We start from the raw sequence: 13,106 nt of genomic DNA, 5'->3' as shown, positions 1-13,106 counted from the left end.
CCCATGTCCTCCTCGGTTCTGAACGTAGATCAGCTGTCTATCGCCTATGACGGGCGGAGGGGATCGCATCCCGCCGTCAGCGGGGTGTCGCTGCACATCGACGAAGGCGAGGCGCTCGGCCTGGTGGGCGAGTCGGGATCTGGCAAAAGCTCGGTGGCGCTCGCCATCCTGCGCTATCTGCCGAAGAACGCCCGCATCGCGGCGTCGGCGCTTGAATTCCAGGGTCGCGAAATCCGCAACCTTTCCGCCGAGCAACTGCGCCAGCTCAGGGGAAATCATATTGCCGCCGTCTACCAGCACCCGGGCGCGGCCCTCAATCCAAGCATGACGATCGGCCGCCAGATCACCGAGACGATCATGCGGCACCGCCCGGTTCGCCCCGACGAGGCGCGCGAGCGTGCCGCCGAACTGCTCGGGCGGGTCAGGGTAAGCCATCCGGAGCGCGTGCTGGGACTCTATCCGCACGAACTCTCCGGTGGCATGCAGCAGCGCGCCAACATTGCCATCGCGATTGCGCTCGACCCGTCGCTGCTGGTGCTGGACGAGCCGACGACGGCGCTCGACGCCAGCGTCCAGTCCGAGATCGTCGCCATCCTCTCCGACCTGCGCAAGGATCACAAAACCAGCATCCTGCTGATCAGCCACGACATCAACATGATCCGCCGCTCCTGCGACCGGGTGGCGGTGATGCAGTCGGGAGCCATCGTGGAAAGCGGCGTTGCAGGCGATGTCTTCGACAACCCCTCTCATGCCTACACAAAGGCACTCATCGCCTCGATCCCGGCACTCAACTACACCAAGCGGGATGGAAGACTGGCGGAGACGGACAGACCCGGCCTGCCAGCTTCAGTCCAGGACGAAGACGCCGGCGCGCGGAAAGAACGCCGGATCGCGATCGCCTGCACGGGGATCAGCCATGCCTTCGGCAGCCAGCCAGTGCTCAGCAATATCGATCTCGACATCGGCCAGGGCGAAACCTTCGGGCTGATCGGCGAATCCGGTTCCGGCAAGTCGACCCTGGCAAGGATCGTCACCGGCCTGCAAACACCAAGCGCCGGATCGGTCGAACTGTTCGGCAGGACCGTCGCGCCGCGCGTCGAGAAAAGAAACCTTGCCGAACGGCGCGATGTGCAGATGGTCTTCCAGTCGCCGGACCGCACGCTCAATCCGCGCCAGCGGATCGGCAGGATCCTCGGCCGCCCGCTGCGGCGGCTCGCCGGCCTGCGCCGTGGCGAGGTGAGAGCCCGGGTCAGCGACCTGCTGCAGTCAGTCCGCCTCGCCGGCGCCACGGCCGAGCAGAAGTCGCGGTCGCTGTCCGGCGGCCAACGGCAACGGGCGGCGATCGCGCGCGCTTTCGCCGGCATGCCGAAGGTCGTCGTGCTCGATGAACCAACCTCGGCACTCGACGTCTCCGTCCAGGCGACCGTGCTCAACCTGCTCAACGACCTGCAGCGCGACAAGGACACCACCTATCTGTTCATCAGCCACGACCTCAGGGTGGTGCGCTACATGGCCGACAGGATCGGCGTCCTCTATCGCGGCCGGCTGGTTGAGACCGGCTCGTCCGACCAGATCTTTCGCGGCCCCAACCACCCCTATACGGCCCTGCTGCTGGCCGCGTCCTCCGATGGCGCCGCGCCCAAGCTATCCGCTCCGGCCGAGACCGAGGCAGCCGGCATCCCGCACACGGGATGCTCCTTCGCCGGCCGCTGCCCCCTGGTCCTGCCTGACTGCCGCAAGGCAGAGCCACCCGCCAGTCAGGTCGTGGCCGGCCACTGGATCGCCTGCTGGCGGCACGGCCAGGGTTCCTGAACGGCTCAGCGGCAGTCCGAAGCCCGCAGCAGCGCGTTTCCTTTCAGGCACAGTGCGATGCCGGCATTGTCGCAGCATTGGAATCCGGCTTGCAAATGCCGTCTTTTGAGCCCAGCCTAGAGGGATGATGGCACGCTGGTCGCCAAAACATATCCTTGTCATGCTGCTCGCGGTATTCCTGACCGCCGGGTTCAGCCTGTCTGCCGCCCAGCCGAGCATCATGTCGGCGAAGATGATGACGACCGGCAGCAGCATGACCATGCCTGCCGACACCGGCATGGCCAAGATGGCCGACACTGCCATGAATGGCGACTGCAACGCATGCCTCAAGGGCGCCGGCGACACCAACAAGCCGATGCACTGTCCACCAACCTGCATCGCGCCGGTGCTCGCCGTACTGCCGCAAGACTTCGCCGTCACCGCGGTTCCACCGGTGCAACAACCGTCGGCGTTGCCTATGCCGTTCCTGCATGGGCGAAGTTCCTTGCCCGACCCATTCCCTCCCAAATCCATCGATCTCGTCTGACGCAGTATCAGCCGCCCTGCGGCTGATACTGGCGTTTGATTGCCGCTGGCGCTTTGCGCCGGCGAGCACACGGCAATTCGACGTCGAGAGGCTCGCCGTCGATCGAGATCGTAAAGGGCTTGAGAGTGAGTATCGATTTCAGTCATTCCATTTCACGCCGCAGGTTCGTTGTTGCGGCGGCGGGGGTCGCTGCAGCCACCCTCGTACGTCCCGCAACGTTACGAGCATCCGCCGTCGATGAGCGCCGCATCAGGATCGCGCCGGGCCAGGTCAGGTTCACCGGCCCCAACGGTCCGTTCACTCCTGTCTGGGCCTATGACGGAACGGTTCCAGGTCCGATGCTTCGCCTACGCCAGGGCCAACCTGCTCGCATCACGGTCGAGAACGCATTGGACGAGGACACAACGGTCCATTGGCATGGCATCCGCCTGCAAAACGCCATGGACGGAGTGCCCGGCCTGACGCAGCCGCCGATCAAGCCGGGGACAGATTTTGTCTATGAATTCACGCCGCCCGATGCCGGCACCTTCTGGTACCATCCGCATGCCGACAGCCTCGTGCAGCTCGGCCGCGGGCTCGCCGGCGCTCTCGTCGTCGAGGAGGCCGAGCCCGTCGCCGTCGACCGCGACCTGCTCTGGCTGCTGCAGGACTGGCGGCTTGCCGCCGACGGGCAGATCGCCGGCGGCTTCGGCAGCATGATGGATGCGTCGATGTCGGGCCGCGTCGGCAACGTCGTCACCCTCAACGGCACGACACCAACAGACCTCAGCGTGAAGACGGGCGAGCGCGTCAGGCTGCGGCTCGCCAATGCCTCGCTTGCCCGCATGATGGCGCTACGATTCGAGGGCCACCGTCCGGTCGTCGTCGCCATCGATGGCCAGCCCTGCGAACCGCATGAGCCTGACGACGGCCGTCTGGTGCTGGCGCCCGCCATGCGTATCGATGTCGTGCTCGACATGCAGGGCGATCCGGGCAGCCGGCATGCCGTGATCGACGACTTCTATGACGGGCTTGCCTATACGCTGACCAACCTTGCCTATGACAAGGCGCCGTTCAGGGCACATCCTTTGACAGCATACCTTGCCCTGCCGCGCAATCCGGTGCCCGCGCCGGACCTCGCAAACGCCGTGCGCCAGGAGATCGTGCTGCAGGGCGGCATGATGGGCGGCGGCAAACTGAAAGGCGTCGGTGGCATGATGGGCGGCGGCATGATGGGCATGGGAATGCCAGGCATGAATGGCGGCGCTGCCTGGGCGATCAACGGCATGTCGATGACCGGTGATGGCCACGCGGGCATGGCGCCACAGTTCACCTTGCCGCGCGGTGCAACCTGTCATCTCACCATGCGCAACGAAACCGCCTGGTGGCATCCCATGCATGTCCACGGCTTCAGCCTGTCGGTGCTCTCCCACAACGGTTCGCCGGTGCCGCACCGGCAATGGCAGGACACGGTGCTGCTCGCCCCCAAGGACACGATCGAATGTGCCTTCGTCGCCGACAATCCCGGCGACTGGATGCTGCACTGCCATGTCGCCGATCACCAGATGGCCGGCCTGATGACCGTCTTCCGAGTGACCTGAATTTGAACCGCACCATCAAGGAGAACTGCAAATGAAACTAACCTACCGCCTCGCCGCCATTTCGTTGCTGGTCGCAACGCCGCTGCCCGCCTTCGCCGCAACGATCAACGCCGTCATGTACAAGAACCCGCAATGCAGCTGCTGCGAATCCTACGCCAACTATTTGGAGCACAACGGCTTTAAGGTCGAGATCAAGCCCGTCAACAATCTTTCTCAGATCAGCAGCGATGCAGGCGTGCCCGCCGACCTTGAAGGCTGCCACACGCTGATGGTCGACGGTTATGTCGTCGACGGGTTGGTGCCGGTCGATATTGTCAAGAAACTTCTGACGGAGCGGCCTGCCATCACCGGCATCACGCTGGCCGGTATGCCGACCGGCGCCCCCGGCATGGGTGGCGAAAAGGATGGCACCTGGACGATCTACGCCTTCACCAAGGACGGCAAGGCGCCAACCGTCTACGCAACGGAGTGAGGGCTTCGCCATGATGACCAGCCATGACGTGGCTCAATCCGCTGCCGGACCGCCGGCCATCCGGCGCACCAACTGGCGACGGCTGCTGGTCGTCCTGCCTGTGGTGGTTTTCGCCGGGCTCGCCATCGTGCTTGCCTGGGGACTCACCCGCAATGCATCGGACATTCCCTCGGCGCTGATCGGCAAGCCGGTGCCCCAGTTCAGTCTGGCGCCGGTCCAAGGCCGCACGCTTGGCTTGTCGAGCGGCGACCTCCGGGGGGAGGTTTCGCTGGTCAACGTCTTTGCGTCCTGGTGCCTGGCCTGCCGCGAGGAGCATCCTGTGTTCATGCGGTTGGCGGCAGGCAGGAAGGTGCCGCTGCATGGGCTCAACTACAAGGACCGGCCCGATGACGCCGCGCGATGGCTCGACACGATGGGCGATCCCTACACGCGCACCGGCGCGGACCTGAACGGCCGTGTCGCCATCGACTGGGGTGTCTACGGGGTACCGGAAACCTTCGTGGTGAGCGCCAACGGCCATATCGTCTACAAGCACATCGGCGCCGTGACGCAAGAGGCGCTCGACAAGACGATCCTGCCCCTGGTCGATCGCCTAAGGGCCGAGGCGAAGGAGCGGCAACCATGAAGATACTCGCTCTCGCCTTCCTCGGCGTGGTGTTCGCGGTGGCGCAGCCCGCAGCCGCCGTCGAGCCGCCGCAGAACTTTGCCGTTCATGAGGCTCCCGTGCCGGTGCCGGAAATCAGCTTTGAGGATGCCAACGGTCAACCGAAAACGCTTGCGGATTTCCGCGGCAAGGTCGTGCTGCTCAACATCTGGGCGACATGGTGCGCGCCCTGCCGGAAGGAGATGCCGACGCTCGACCGGCTGCAGGCCAAACTCGGCGGGTCGGATTTCGAAGTCGTCGCGCTGTCGATGGATCGCGCCGGTCCGGACAAGGTGAAAAAGTTCTTTGCCGAGATCGGCATCGAGCACCTTGCCCTCAATATCGACACGTCGGGCAAGGCGATGTTCACGCTCGGCGCCCTCGGCCTTCCGATGACGTTGTTAATTGACCGCGAGGGCGAGGAAATCGGCCGGCTTATCGGCCCTGCCGAGTGGGATGCGCCCGAAATGGTCGCCTTCATCCGCAGCTATTTCGCAGCCAACTGACGAAGGAACAGATATGTCCAACACAGAATCGTCCCCAACCTCGCAGGCTTCACCTGGCCGCGACATTCTTCATGCCGTTCGCTACCACCTCAGCGGCCCCCGCGGCCTGGTCATCGCCGGCGCGGTCGTGATCGTCGCCGGCCTTGCGTTCAACTGGAGCTGGCTGGTTGCCGTAGGAGTTGCGCCGCTGCTTCTCAGCGTTTTGCCCTGCGTCGCAATGTGCGCGCTTGGCTTGTGCATGAACCGGATGACGGGCCGGTCATGCTCGACGGCGGACGTTTCCGACAAGGCAGTCGAAGGCGCGAAAACGCATTCCGCCGATCTGAAAGGCAAGGGTTGATGCTCGTCCAGGTCCGAGACAAGCCGGATGCTCGCCGCGTTTCGTCGGCGTTTGGCGAATGGTCACCATTGCTGAGAAGCTTGGTCATCATCGCGGCGCTGATCGCGGGCTTCGCACATGGCGCACGGGCGCACTCGCTCGATGAAGTCGATGCCCTGCTGAAGAGCGACGAGAAATATTTCCAGACGATCGACAAGCCGGCGCCCGATTTCACGCTGCGCACCGCTGACGGGCGCGTCGTGCGGCTGGCCGATTTGCGCGGCAAGGTCGTCGTCCTCCACTTCATCTACACATCATGCCAGGACGTGTGTCCCCTGCACGCCGAGAAGATCGCCGAGATCCAGAAGATGGTGAACGGCACGCCGATGAAGGATCAGGTCACCTTCGTGAGCATCACCACCGACCCGACAAGAGACACGCCGGACGTCCTGCGCGAGTACGGGCCAGTGCATGGACTCGATCCCGTAAACTGGTTGTTCCTGACCACGACCCAGGACCAGCCGGAGGGCGCCACCCGCACGCTGGCGGAAGCTTTTGGCCACAAGTTCACCAAAACGGACGACGGCATCCAGACGCATGGCATCGTCACGCATGTGATCGACAAGGAGGGCCATTGGCGGGCGAATTTCCATGGCCTGGAGTTCGCGCCTATCAATCTCGTCACCTTCGTCAACGCGCTGACCAACAACGTCGAGCGTCCGCACCATGAGCAGGAAACTGGCTGGCTGGCAAAACTGAAGAACCTTTTCTGAAGCACTATCCGAAGAAAGGAGAACTCCATGACCTATGATTCAGGGCAATTCGCCAGAATTGCTGGCAAAACGGCCCGTTCCCTCATGCTCGCCATTGCAACGGCATGGCTCGCGTTCGGTCCCGGATTCCACAACCAGGCGTTCGCTGCGGACGACACGTCCCAGAGCCAGTTCGATCAACGCGTCCACGACTACATCCTCGCGCACCCAGAGGTCATCATGGAGGCGCTGCAAAGCCTGGACGCCCGCCAACGCGAGGCCGATGCAAAAGAGGCAAAGGCCGTCCTCGCGGCCAAAGCCGACGAGGTTTTCCGTGACCCGGCCAGCCCGGTCGGCGGCAACGCCCAGGGCAACGTCACCATGACGGAGTTCTTCGACTACAATTGCCCCTATTGCCGTCAGGTGGCGCCGATCATGGCGCAAGCCACGGCCGACGACCCGCAGCTCCGGATCGTCTACAAGGAATTCCCCATTCTCGGTCCGGATTCCGTATTTGCGGCCAAGGCGGCACTCGCCGCCAACAAACAGGGCAAATACGCAGAATTCCACAAGGCGTTATTCGACACCAAGACGCGAGTGAGCGAAACGATCGTGCTCAGGGTGGCGGCAGATGTCGGCCTCGACGTGTCGCGTCTGAAGACCGACATGCAGCAGCCGGAAATCCTGGCGGCGATAGAGCAGAATGTGAAACTGGCTCAGGCACTGAAAATCAACGGGACGCCGGGCTTTGTCGTCGGCGATCGGATTTTCCCGGGTGCGACAGATCTCGCGACAATAAAGAGCCTGATCGAACAGGCGAGGGCCGGCAAATGAACCGCATATCGCACCCCAGTCGGCGGACGGTTTTGGGCAGCATTTTGGGGGCCGCGGTGATTATAGGTTTTCTCGGGGATTCGGATTCGGCAATCGCCGCGGATGATCCCGGCCTTGTCGGCCGCTTCAAGGACCTCAGCGAAAACGGCAACAGCACATGTTCGGCCAAATTTACGGAGTCGATCGCTACCATGCCGCCGACGTCGCGGATCAAGGGTTCCTGTTGCAGCCCGATGGAAATGAAGCGCTATGTCGAGCAGATCAACGGCTTGGCCAAATACCGCGACATCGCGATGATCCCAGCCGATCCATATGACATTCCCGCGGGCATCGCACAAAAGATGATGCCTTACTACGACGTGCGGCTCAGCGGGACCGAACAGCAGGCCTATGACCATGCTATGGCAAATTCCGAAGAAAAGGGACCATGCTGCTGCCAGTGCTGGCGCTGGAAAGTGTATGGCGGACTGGCGAAATATCTGATCCGCGAACACGGTTTTAGCGGCAAGCAGATCGTCGAGGTATGGAACCTTTCCGACGGCTGTGGCGGCGGAATGTGATCTGCCGAGGCGCCGATCGCCCACGACCGGAAGTCCAGTCGTTGACGAAGGCACATGGCGACCTACTTCACCTCGCAACCGCGGATGGCCCCAATGAAAACGAGGGGTCACTGGTACGAAGAGGTCAACTAACATGATGGATGGTTCAAGTATGTGGATGGATGGGTGGCATGGCCCTCATCTGGGTTCTAGTGCTTGTCACGCTCGTCCTCGCGATAGCATCCCTCGTCAAATACCTGCGAAGCTGACGGGATTGGCGGCCGCGATCTGGAGAGCGAAGCAGATGTCGCTGGCCGACCTCGAGGCCGCCACACACTCCGGCATCACGTTGGCCGGCATGCCGACGGGCGCTCCCGGCATGGGTGGCGAGAAGGTTGGCCCTTTCATCGTGTACGCCTTCACCAAGGACGGTAAGGCACCCACGGTCTACGCGACCGACTGAAAAAGGCACCGACGCTCGAGCTCGGCGGGCCGGACTTCAAGGTCGTTGCCTCGCTGAAACTGGAAGCCCGGAGTTCCTGGCGGCGTGCTGGGCTGGGGTGCTTCCTCGCATACAATTACATTCGATTGTGCTAATATATTTTGGTCACGCGCACTTGGTGCGTGACCAACATGTGGGAGGATGCAATGAAAGCCATAAATCGCAGGTCTGCAATTGCTCTCGGTGTGACTGCTGCCGCGATAACGCCTCTTTTCACCCTGGTGGCGTCCGCGAAGAAATACGGCCCGAAGGAAGGCAAGGAGATTGCGCCCGGCGTCAGGGTGGTAGAGGTCGGCACCGGGAACGCCGACATTCCCGCCTACAAGAGCATCTCGATCATCGACGTGGTCTTCCAGCCCGGTGCACACGCGCCTCAAATGGTGATGGACAATGACATGGTGTGCACCGTTACATCAGGCGCATTCACCATCAAGAAGGCAGACAAGGAATTCAAGCTCAAGGAAGGCGACATGTACACCTGCGCCAAGGGCAAGACCGACGAGGCGACAAATACAAGCAAGGAGGTCGGCGTGCATCGTATCGCCGTCCTGATACCTGCCTAGCAGACCGGATTCCGGCCGGATGGAAGGTCGCATTCCGTCCGGCCGGCGCTTGCGTACAGCCGGGTGCTGGCCTCGTCCGGCCAACGCCCTTCGGCAAGATCGGCAGGATTCCGCAGCTGGTGCCAACCGGGTCACAGTCGCATGCCCGCTTCCTATCAGGCACAGTGCGATGTCAGAATTGGCTCTTGAAGGGTCAACTCGGACACGCGTAACATCACCCCATCTGAATTGAGTCTGCTTTATTAGTCCGGTCTAACGTCCGGATTGGTTTGGATATTTTCCTTGAACACGCAAGCAATCGGCGGCGCGCCGGAGCGCGGCAAATCGTTTGCCCATGTGGCGGAAGCCTCCTGGGGCAAGGGCCTCAGCACCTTGCTCCGCATCGTGCGCATGACACTGCGCCATCCCTGGCAGGTCGCCATCACCATCGTCTCGACCTTCATCGCCGCGACGCTGCAGCTTTTCATTCCGCGCCTGCTGGGACGCGCCATCGACCAGGCGCAAGGCGTCATGGCCGCGGGTGCCGGCACTGCTGCGGAGCAGGCGCTGTGGAACACGGCGCTGACGCTGCTCGTCGTCAGCATCCTGCGCGGCCTCTTCACCATGGCGCAGAACTACTATGGCGAGGCGGTCGGCCACCGCACCGGCTATGAACTGCGCCTCGCTTTCTACGAGAAGATCCAGCGCCTGAGCTTCGCCTACCACGACAGGGTCCACACCGGCGATCTGATCACGCTCGGCCTGCTCGATCTCGACGGCGTGCGCATGTTCTTTTCCACCGGCATTTTGCGCGTCGTGCTGCTCGGCGTGCTGATCGGCGTCGGCGCCTATCTCCTGATCAGCACCGATCTCGTGCTCGGGCTGCTCAGCCTGAGCTTCGTGCCGTTCGTCGCCTGGCGGTCCTCGGTCACCCAACTCAAACTGCGCAGCACCTGGCTGACGTTGCAGGAGCGCCTGTCGGTGCTGAGCCGGGTGATGGACGAGAACCTCGGCGGCATCCGCGTCGTGCGGGCCTTCGCGGCACAGCGGCATGAGCTCGAAAAATTCGACCGTGCCAAGCTGTCGGCGCTGGAGCTTGCAAATCAGCGCGTCGACATCCGCGTCTCCAACACCAGCGCCATGAACTTCTCGTTCCTGGCCGCCATGGGGCTGGTGCTCTGGTTCGGCGGCCAGAAGGTGATCGCAGGCCAGATCAGCGTCGGCACGCTCGCCCAGTTCCTCACCTTCATGACCATTCTGCAGATGCCGGTGCGCCAGCTCGGCCTGATGGTCAACTCGTTCGCGCGCGCCTCGACCTGCGGCACCCGGCTGTTCGAACTGCTCGACGCCGAGCTCGACATCGAGGACGCACCCGGCGCCAAGGATCTCGTCGTCACCGACGGCGTGCTGCGCTTCGACAATGTCGGCTTCCGCTACGAGGGCGCGGGCGACCGGCCGACGCTGTCGGGCATCTCCTTCGAGGCAAGGTCCGGCGAGACCATCGGCATCGTCGGCCCACCGGGCAGCGGCAAGTCGACCATCGCCCATCTGATCCCGCGCTTCTACGACGTCACCTCAGGTGCGATTACCATCGATGGCCAGGACATCTGTGCGGTGACGCTGCAATCGTTGCGCAAGGTGGTCGGCGTGGTGCAGCAGGATGCGTTCCTGTTCACCACCTCGATCGAGAACAACATCGCTTACGGCAATCCCTGGGCGCGCGAGACCCGCATCGGGCAGGCAGCCGAGTACGCCCAGCTGCACAATTACATCATGGGCCTCCCGGCCGGTTACACCACGGTCGTCGGCGAACGCGGCGCCTCGCTCTCCGGCGGCCAGCGGCAGCGCCTGACCATAGCCCGCAGCCTGATGCTGCGGCCATCAGTGCTGGTCTTCGACGATTCGACTGCCGCAATCGACGCCGGCACCGAGCAGCGCATCCGGGCGGCGATGAAGCGCTTCGCCAGGGATCGCATCACGCTGATCATCTCGCACCGGCTGAGTTCACTGATGCATGCCGACCAGATCCTGTTCGTCGAAGGCGGCCGGATCGTCGAGCGCGGCACGCATGAGGAACTGCTGACGCTCGGTGGCCGCTATCGCGCGCTCTACGATTTGCAGCTGCGGCCGGACGACGATCGGCCTCTCGTGGCGGGAGCCGCGTGATGTCGACACAAAGCGACGACGACAAGGAAGACACCACCGGGCGGCCGACAAAGGCTGTCGTCGGCTCGCATCGCGACGAGGAAGAGGTTTTCGGCAAGGCCTACGATCCGCGCATTGTCAGACGCATCTGGAGCTTCGTGAAGCCGTATCAGGGCCGGATTTTCATCTCGGTCGCCGCCGTGCTGGTGTTCACGCTGACGCAATTGGCGATCCCGCTGGTCATCCGCTACGCCATCGACCACGGCATGACGGCGGGCAGGCTCGACCAGTCGGTGATGATCGCCGCGACCGGCGCTTTCGCCGTGATCATCCTGATCAACTATGCCGCCAGCTACGTGCAGGAAAGCGTCGTCGGCAAGGTGGCCGAGAACGTGCTGTCCGATCTGCGCCGCGCCATGTTCAGCCATCTGCAGCGCGTCTCGCTGAGCTTCATGGACAAGACCGAGGTCGGCCGGCTGATGTCGCGTCTGCAGGGCGACGTCAATTCGATGCAGGAATTCCTCGAGACATCGGTCATGTCGGTGGGCGACATCGTGCTGTTGTTCGGCATCGTCACCGTCCTGCTCTGGCTCGATTTCCGGCTCGGCCTGCTGACGCTGTCGACCATGCCGGTGCTATTCATCGTGCGCCTGTTCTGGCTGCCGCGCGCCAAGGTCGCCTTCATGGCCGCGCACGAAACCAACTCCATCGCCAACGGTGCGCTGGCCGAAGGCATCCATGGCGTGCGCACGGTGCAGAGCCTCGAACGCCAGCACGTCAATTTCGACCTCTACGACGAGAAGGTGCTGGCCAATCTCAATGCCCATTTGAGGTCGGCGAAATACGCGCAGGTGATGGTGCCGATCGTCGACACGCTGACCGGCATCGCCATGGCGACCGTCATCGTCGTCGGCGGTTCGATGGTGCTCTCGCACAGCCTCGATATCGGCGTCATGGTGGCGTTCCTGTTCTACATCCAGCGCTTCTTCGACCCGATCCGCTCGCTGACCATGCAGTACAGCGTCATGCAGCGCGCCATGGCTTCCGGCCAGCGCATCTCCGAAGTGCTCGACGTGCCGGTGGATGTCAGCGACAAGAACGGCGCTATCGCGCTGTCGTGCAACATGGACGGCTCGGTCGAATTCAGGAACGTCACCTTCGGCTATAGGCACAACCAGCCGGTGCTGAAGAACATCTCGTTTCGCGTCAATCCGGGCGAGACCGTCGCCCTTGTCGGCCCGACCGGATCGGGCAAGTCGAGCTCGATGGCGCTGGTGCACCGCTTCTACGATGTCTGGTCGGGTGAGGTCATGGTCGGCGGCCATGATGTGCGCGACCTGACGCAGGATTCGCTCGGCGACCAGGTGGCGATGGTCCTGCAGGAGCCGTTCCTGTTCTCCGGCTCGGTGCTGGAAAACATCCGCTACCACAAGACATCAGCCAGCCGCGAGGAAGTGGTGCGCGCCGCGCAGGCCGTTGGCGCGCACGACTTCATCGAGAACCTGCCCGGTGGCTACGACACCGAGCTCGAACAGCGCGGCGGCAACCTCTCGCTCGGCCAGCGCCAGTTGATCAGTTTTGCCCGCGCACTGGTGGCGGATGCAAAGATCCTCGTGCTCGACGAAGCTACCGCCAGCATCGATTCCTACACCGAAATGCTGATCCAGAAGGCGTTGATAACATTGCTGGAAGGCCGCACCGGGCTAGTCATCGCCCACCGTCTCGCCACCATCCGCGGCGCCGACCGCATCATCGTGCTGCAGAACGGCGAGATCGTCGAAAGCGGCAACCACGAACAGCTGATGGCAAGAAAAGGCCTCTACGCCCGCCTCTACAACATGAACTATGCTTCCTTCGACGATATTTCGGAAGGCGAGCTGGAACTGGACGCGGCGGTCGGCAAGGCGACGTGATTGGCCTGCTGGTGACCGCAG

At 63.1% G+C, this 13,106-nt stretch carries 14 protein-coding genes; all 14 read left to right on the top strand.

Translation table 11 applies throughout. The features are described from left to right. Positions 1 to 3: 3 nt before the first annotated feature. The 14 genes from ACSQ3L_RS13260 to ACSQ3L_RS13195 all read left to right on the top strand — a co-directional run bounded on the left by ACSQ3L_RS13260 (position 4) and on the right by ACSQ3L_RS13195 (position 13,085). On the top strand, positions 4 to 1,812 hold the full coding sequence (locus ACSQ3L_RS13260; protein WP_436160357.1) for a dipeptide ABC transporter ATP-binding protein: 1,809 nt from the start codon (positions 4 to 6) through the stop codon (positions 1,810 to 1,812). 127 nt (positions 1,813 to 1,939) lie between these two features. After that, a complete protein-coding gene (locus tag ACSQ3L_RS13255) occupies positions 1,940 to 2,338 on the top strand; it encodes a hypothetical protein (protein WP_436160356.1) in 399 nt (132 codons plus the stop codon). Positions 2,339 to 2,469: 131 nt separating this feature from the next. Further along, entirely contained in the window at positions 2,470 to 3,918 is a 1,449-nt protein-coding gene (locus ACSQ3L_RS13250; RefSeq protein WP_436163428.1) for a multicopper oxidase family protein, read from the top strand. 31 nt (positions 3,919 to 3,949) lie between these two features. Continuing rightward, a complete protein-coding gene (locus ACSQ3L_RS13245; RefSeq protein ID WP_436160355.1) occupies positions 3,950 to 4,390 on the top strand; it encodes a DUF411 domain-containing protein in 441 nt (146 codons plus the stop codon). A 13-nt stretch (positions 4,391 to 4,403) separates the two neighbouring features. Continuing rightward, entirely contained in the window at positions 4,404 to 5,015 is a 612-nt protein-coding gene (locus ACSQ3L_RS13240) for a DsbE family thiol:disulfide interchange protein (RefSeq protein ID WP_436163427.1), read from the top strand. Then, positions 5,012 to 5,539, top strand: a complete 528-nt coding sequence (locus ACSQ3L_RS13235) for a TlpA family protein disulfide reductase (RefSeq protein WP_436160354.1) — start codon at positions 5,012 to 5,014, stop codon at positions 5,537 to 5,539. Before ACSQ3L_RS13240 ends, ACSQ3L_RS13235 begins: the two co-directional genes overlap by 4 nt. 13 nt (positions 5,540 to 5,552) lie before the next feature. Beyond that, positions 5,553 to 5,879, top strand: coding sequence for a hypothetical protein (locus tag ACSQ3L_RS13230; RefSeq protein ID WP_436160353.1), 327 nt, complete (start codon positions 5,553 to 5,555; stop codon positions 5,877 to 5,879). Then, a complete protein-coding gene (locus tag ACSQ3L_RS13225) occupies positions 5,879 to 6,631 on the top strand; it encodes an SCO family protein (protein WP_436160352.1) in 753 nt (250 codons plus the stop codon). The genes ACSQ3L_RS13230 and ACSQ3L_RS13225 overlap by 1 nt, the downstream gene beginning before the upstream one ends. A gap of 27 nt (positions 6,632 to 6,658) precedes the next feature. Then, complete coding sequence (locus ACSQ3L_RS13220; RefSeq protein WP_436160351.1) at positions 6,659 to 7,444, top strand: DsbA family protein; 786 nt, start codon at positions 6,659 to 6,661, stop codon at positions 7,442 to 7,444. Further along, entirely contained in the window at positions 7,441 to 8,004 is a 564-nt protein-coding gene (locus tag ACSQ3L_RS13215) for a hypothetical protein (RefSeq protein WP_436160350.1), read from the top strand. The genes ACSQ3L_RS13220 and ACSQ3L_RS13215 overlap by 4 nt, the downstream gene beginning before the upstream one ends. Positions 8,005 to 8,287: 283 nt before the next feature. Further along, the gene (locus ACSQ3L_RS13210) at positions 8,288 to 8,446 is read left to right on the top strand and encodes a hypothetical protein (protein ID WP_436160349.1); all 159 of its coding nucleotides are present in this window, start codon (positions 8,288 to 8,290) and stop codon (positions 8,444 to 8,446) included. A 185-nt stretch (positions 8,447 to 8,631) separates the two neighbouring features. Beyond that, entirely contained in the window at positions 8,632 to 9,048 is a 417-nt protein-coding gene (locus ACSQ3L_RS13205; protein ID WP_436160348.1) for a cupin domain-containing protein, read from the top strand. 282 nt (positions 9,049 to 9,330) lie between these two features. Further along, on the top strand, positions 9,331 to 11,193 hold the full coding sequence (locus tag ACSQ3L_RS13200) for an ABC transporter ATP-binding protein (protein WP_436160347.1): 1,863 nt from the start codon (positions 9,331 to 9,333) through the stop codon (positions 11,191 to 11,193). Then, the gene (locus tag ACSQ3L_RS13195) at positions 11,193 to 13,085 is read left to right on the top strand and encodes an ABC transporter ATP-binding protein (protein ID WP_436160346.1); all 1,893 of its coding nucleotides are present in this window, start codon (positions 11,193 to 11,195) and stop codon (positions 13,083 to 13,085) included. Before ACSQ3L_RS13200 ends, ACSQ3L_RS13195 begins: the two co-directional genes overlap by 1 nt. The last annotated feature ends 21 nt before the right edge of the window (positions 13,086 to 13,106 follow it).

Source organism: Mesorhizobium sp. LjRoot246 (genome assembly GCF_964254115.1).
Lineage (GTDB): Bacteria > Pseudomonadota > Alphaproteobacteria > Rhizobiales > Rhizobiaceae > Mesorhizobium.
The sequence above is the reverse complement of the archived record's forward strand: the minus strand, read 5'-3'. Positions and strand labels throughout refer to the sequence as shown.

Coding starts and splice junctions, on each gene's coding strand:
- ACSQ3L_RS13260 (WP_436160357.1), top strand. CDS start 4: ATGTCCTCCTCGGTTCTGAACGTAGATCAGCTGTCTATCGCCTATGAC.
- ACSQ3L_RS13255 (WP_436160356.1), top strand. CDS start 1,940: ATGGCACGCTGGTCGCCAAAACATATCCTTGTCATGCTGCTCGCGGTA.
- ACSQ3L_RS13245 (WP_436160355.1), top strand. CDS start 3,950: ATGAAACTAACCTACCGCCTCGCCGCCATTTCGTTGCTGGTCGCAACG.
- ACSQ3L_RS13240 (WP_436163427.1), top strand. CDS start 4,404: ATGACCAGCCATGACGTGGCTCAATCCGCTGCCGGACCGCCGGCCATC.
- ACSQ3L_RS13235 (WP_436160354.1), top strand. CDS start 5,012: ATGAAGATACTCGCTCTCGCCTTCCTCGGCGTGGTGTTCGCGGTGGCG.
- ACSQ3L_RS13230 (WP_436160353.1), top strand. CDS start 5,553: ATGTCCAACACAGAATCGTCCCCAACCTCGCAGGCTTCACCTGGCCGC.
- ACSQ3L_RS13225 (WP_436160352.1), top strand. CDS start 5,879: ATGCTCGTCCAGGTCCGAGACAAGCCGGATGCTCGCCGCGTTTCGTCG.
- ACSQ3L_RS13220 (WP_436160351.1), top strand. CDS start 6,659: ATGACCTATGATTCAGGGCAATTCGCCAGAATTGCTGGCAAAACGGCC.
- ACSQ3L_RS13215 (WP_436160350.1), top strand. CDS start 7,441: ATGAACCGCATATCGCACCCCAGTCGGCGGACGGTTTTGGGCAGCATT.
- ACSQ3L_RS13210 (WP_436160349.1), top strand. CDS start 8,288: ATGTCGCTGGCCGACCTCGAGGCCGCCACACACTCCGGCATCACGTTG.
- ACSQ3L_RS13205 (WP_436160348.1), top strand. CDS start 8,632: ATGAAAGCCATAAATCGCAGGTCTGCAATTGCTCTCGGTGTGACTGCT.
- ACSQ3L_RS13195 (WP_436160346.1), top strand. CDS start 11,193: ATGTCGACACAAAGCGACGACGACAAGGAAGACACCACCGGGCGGCCG.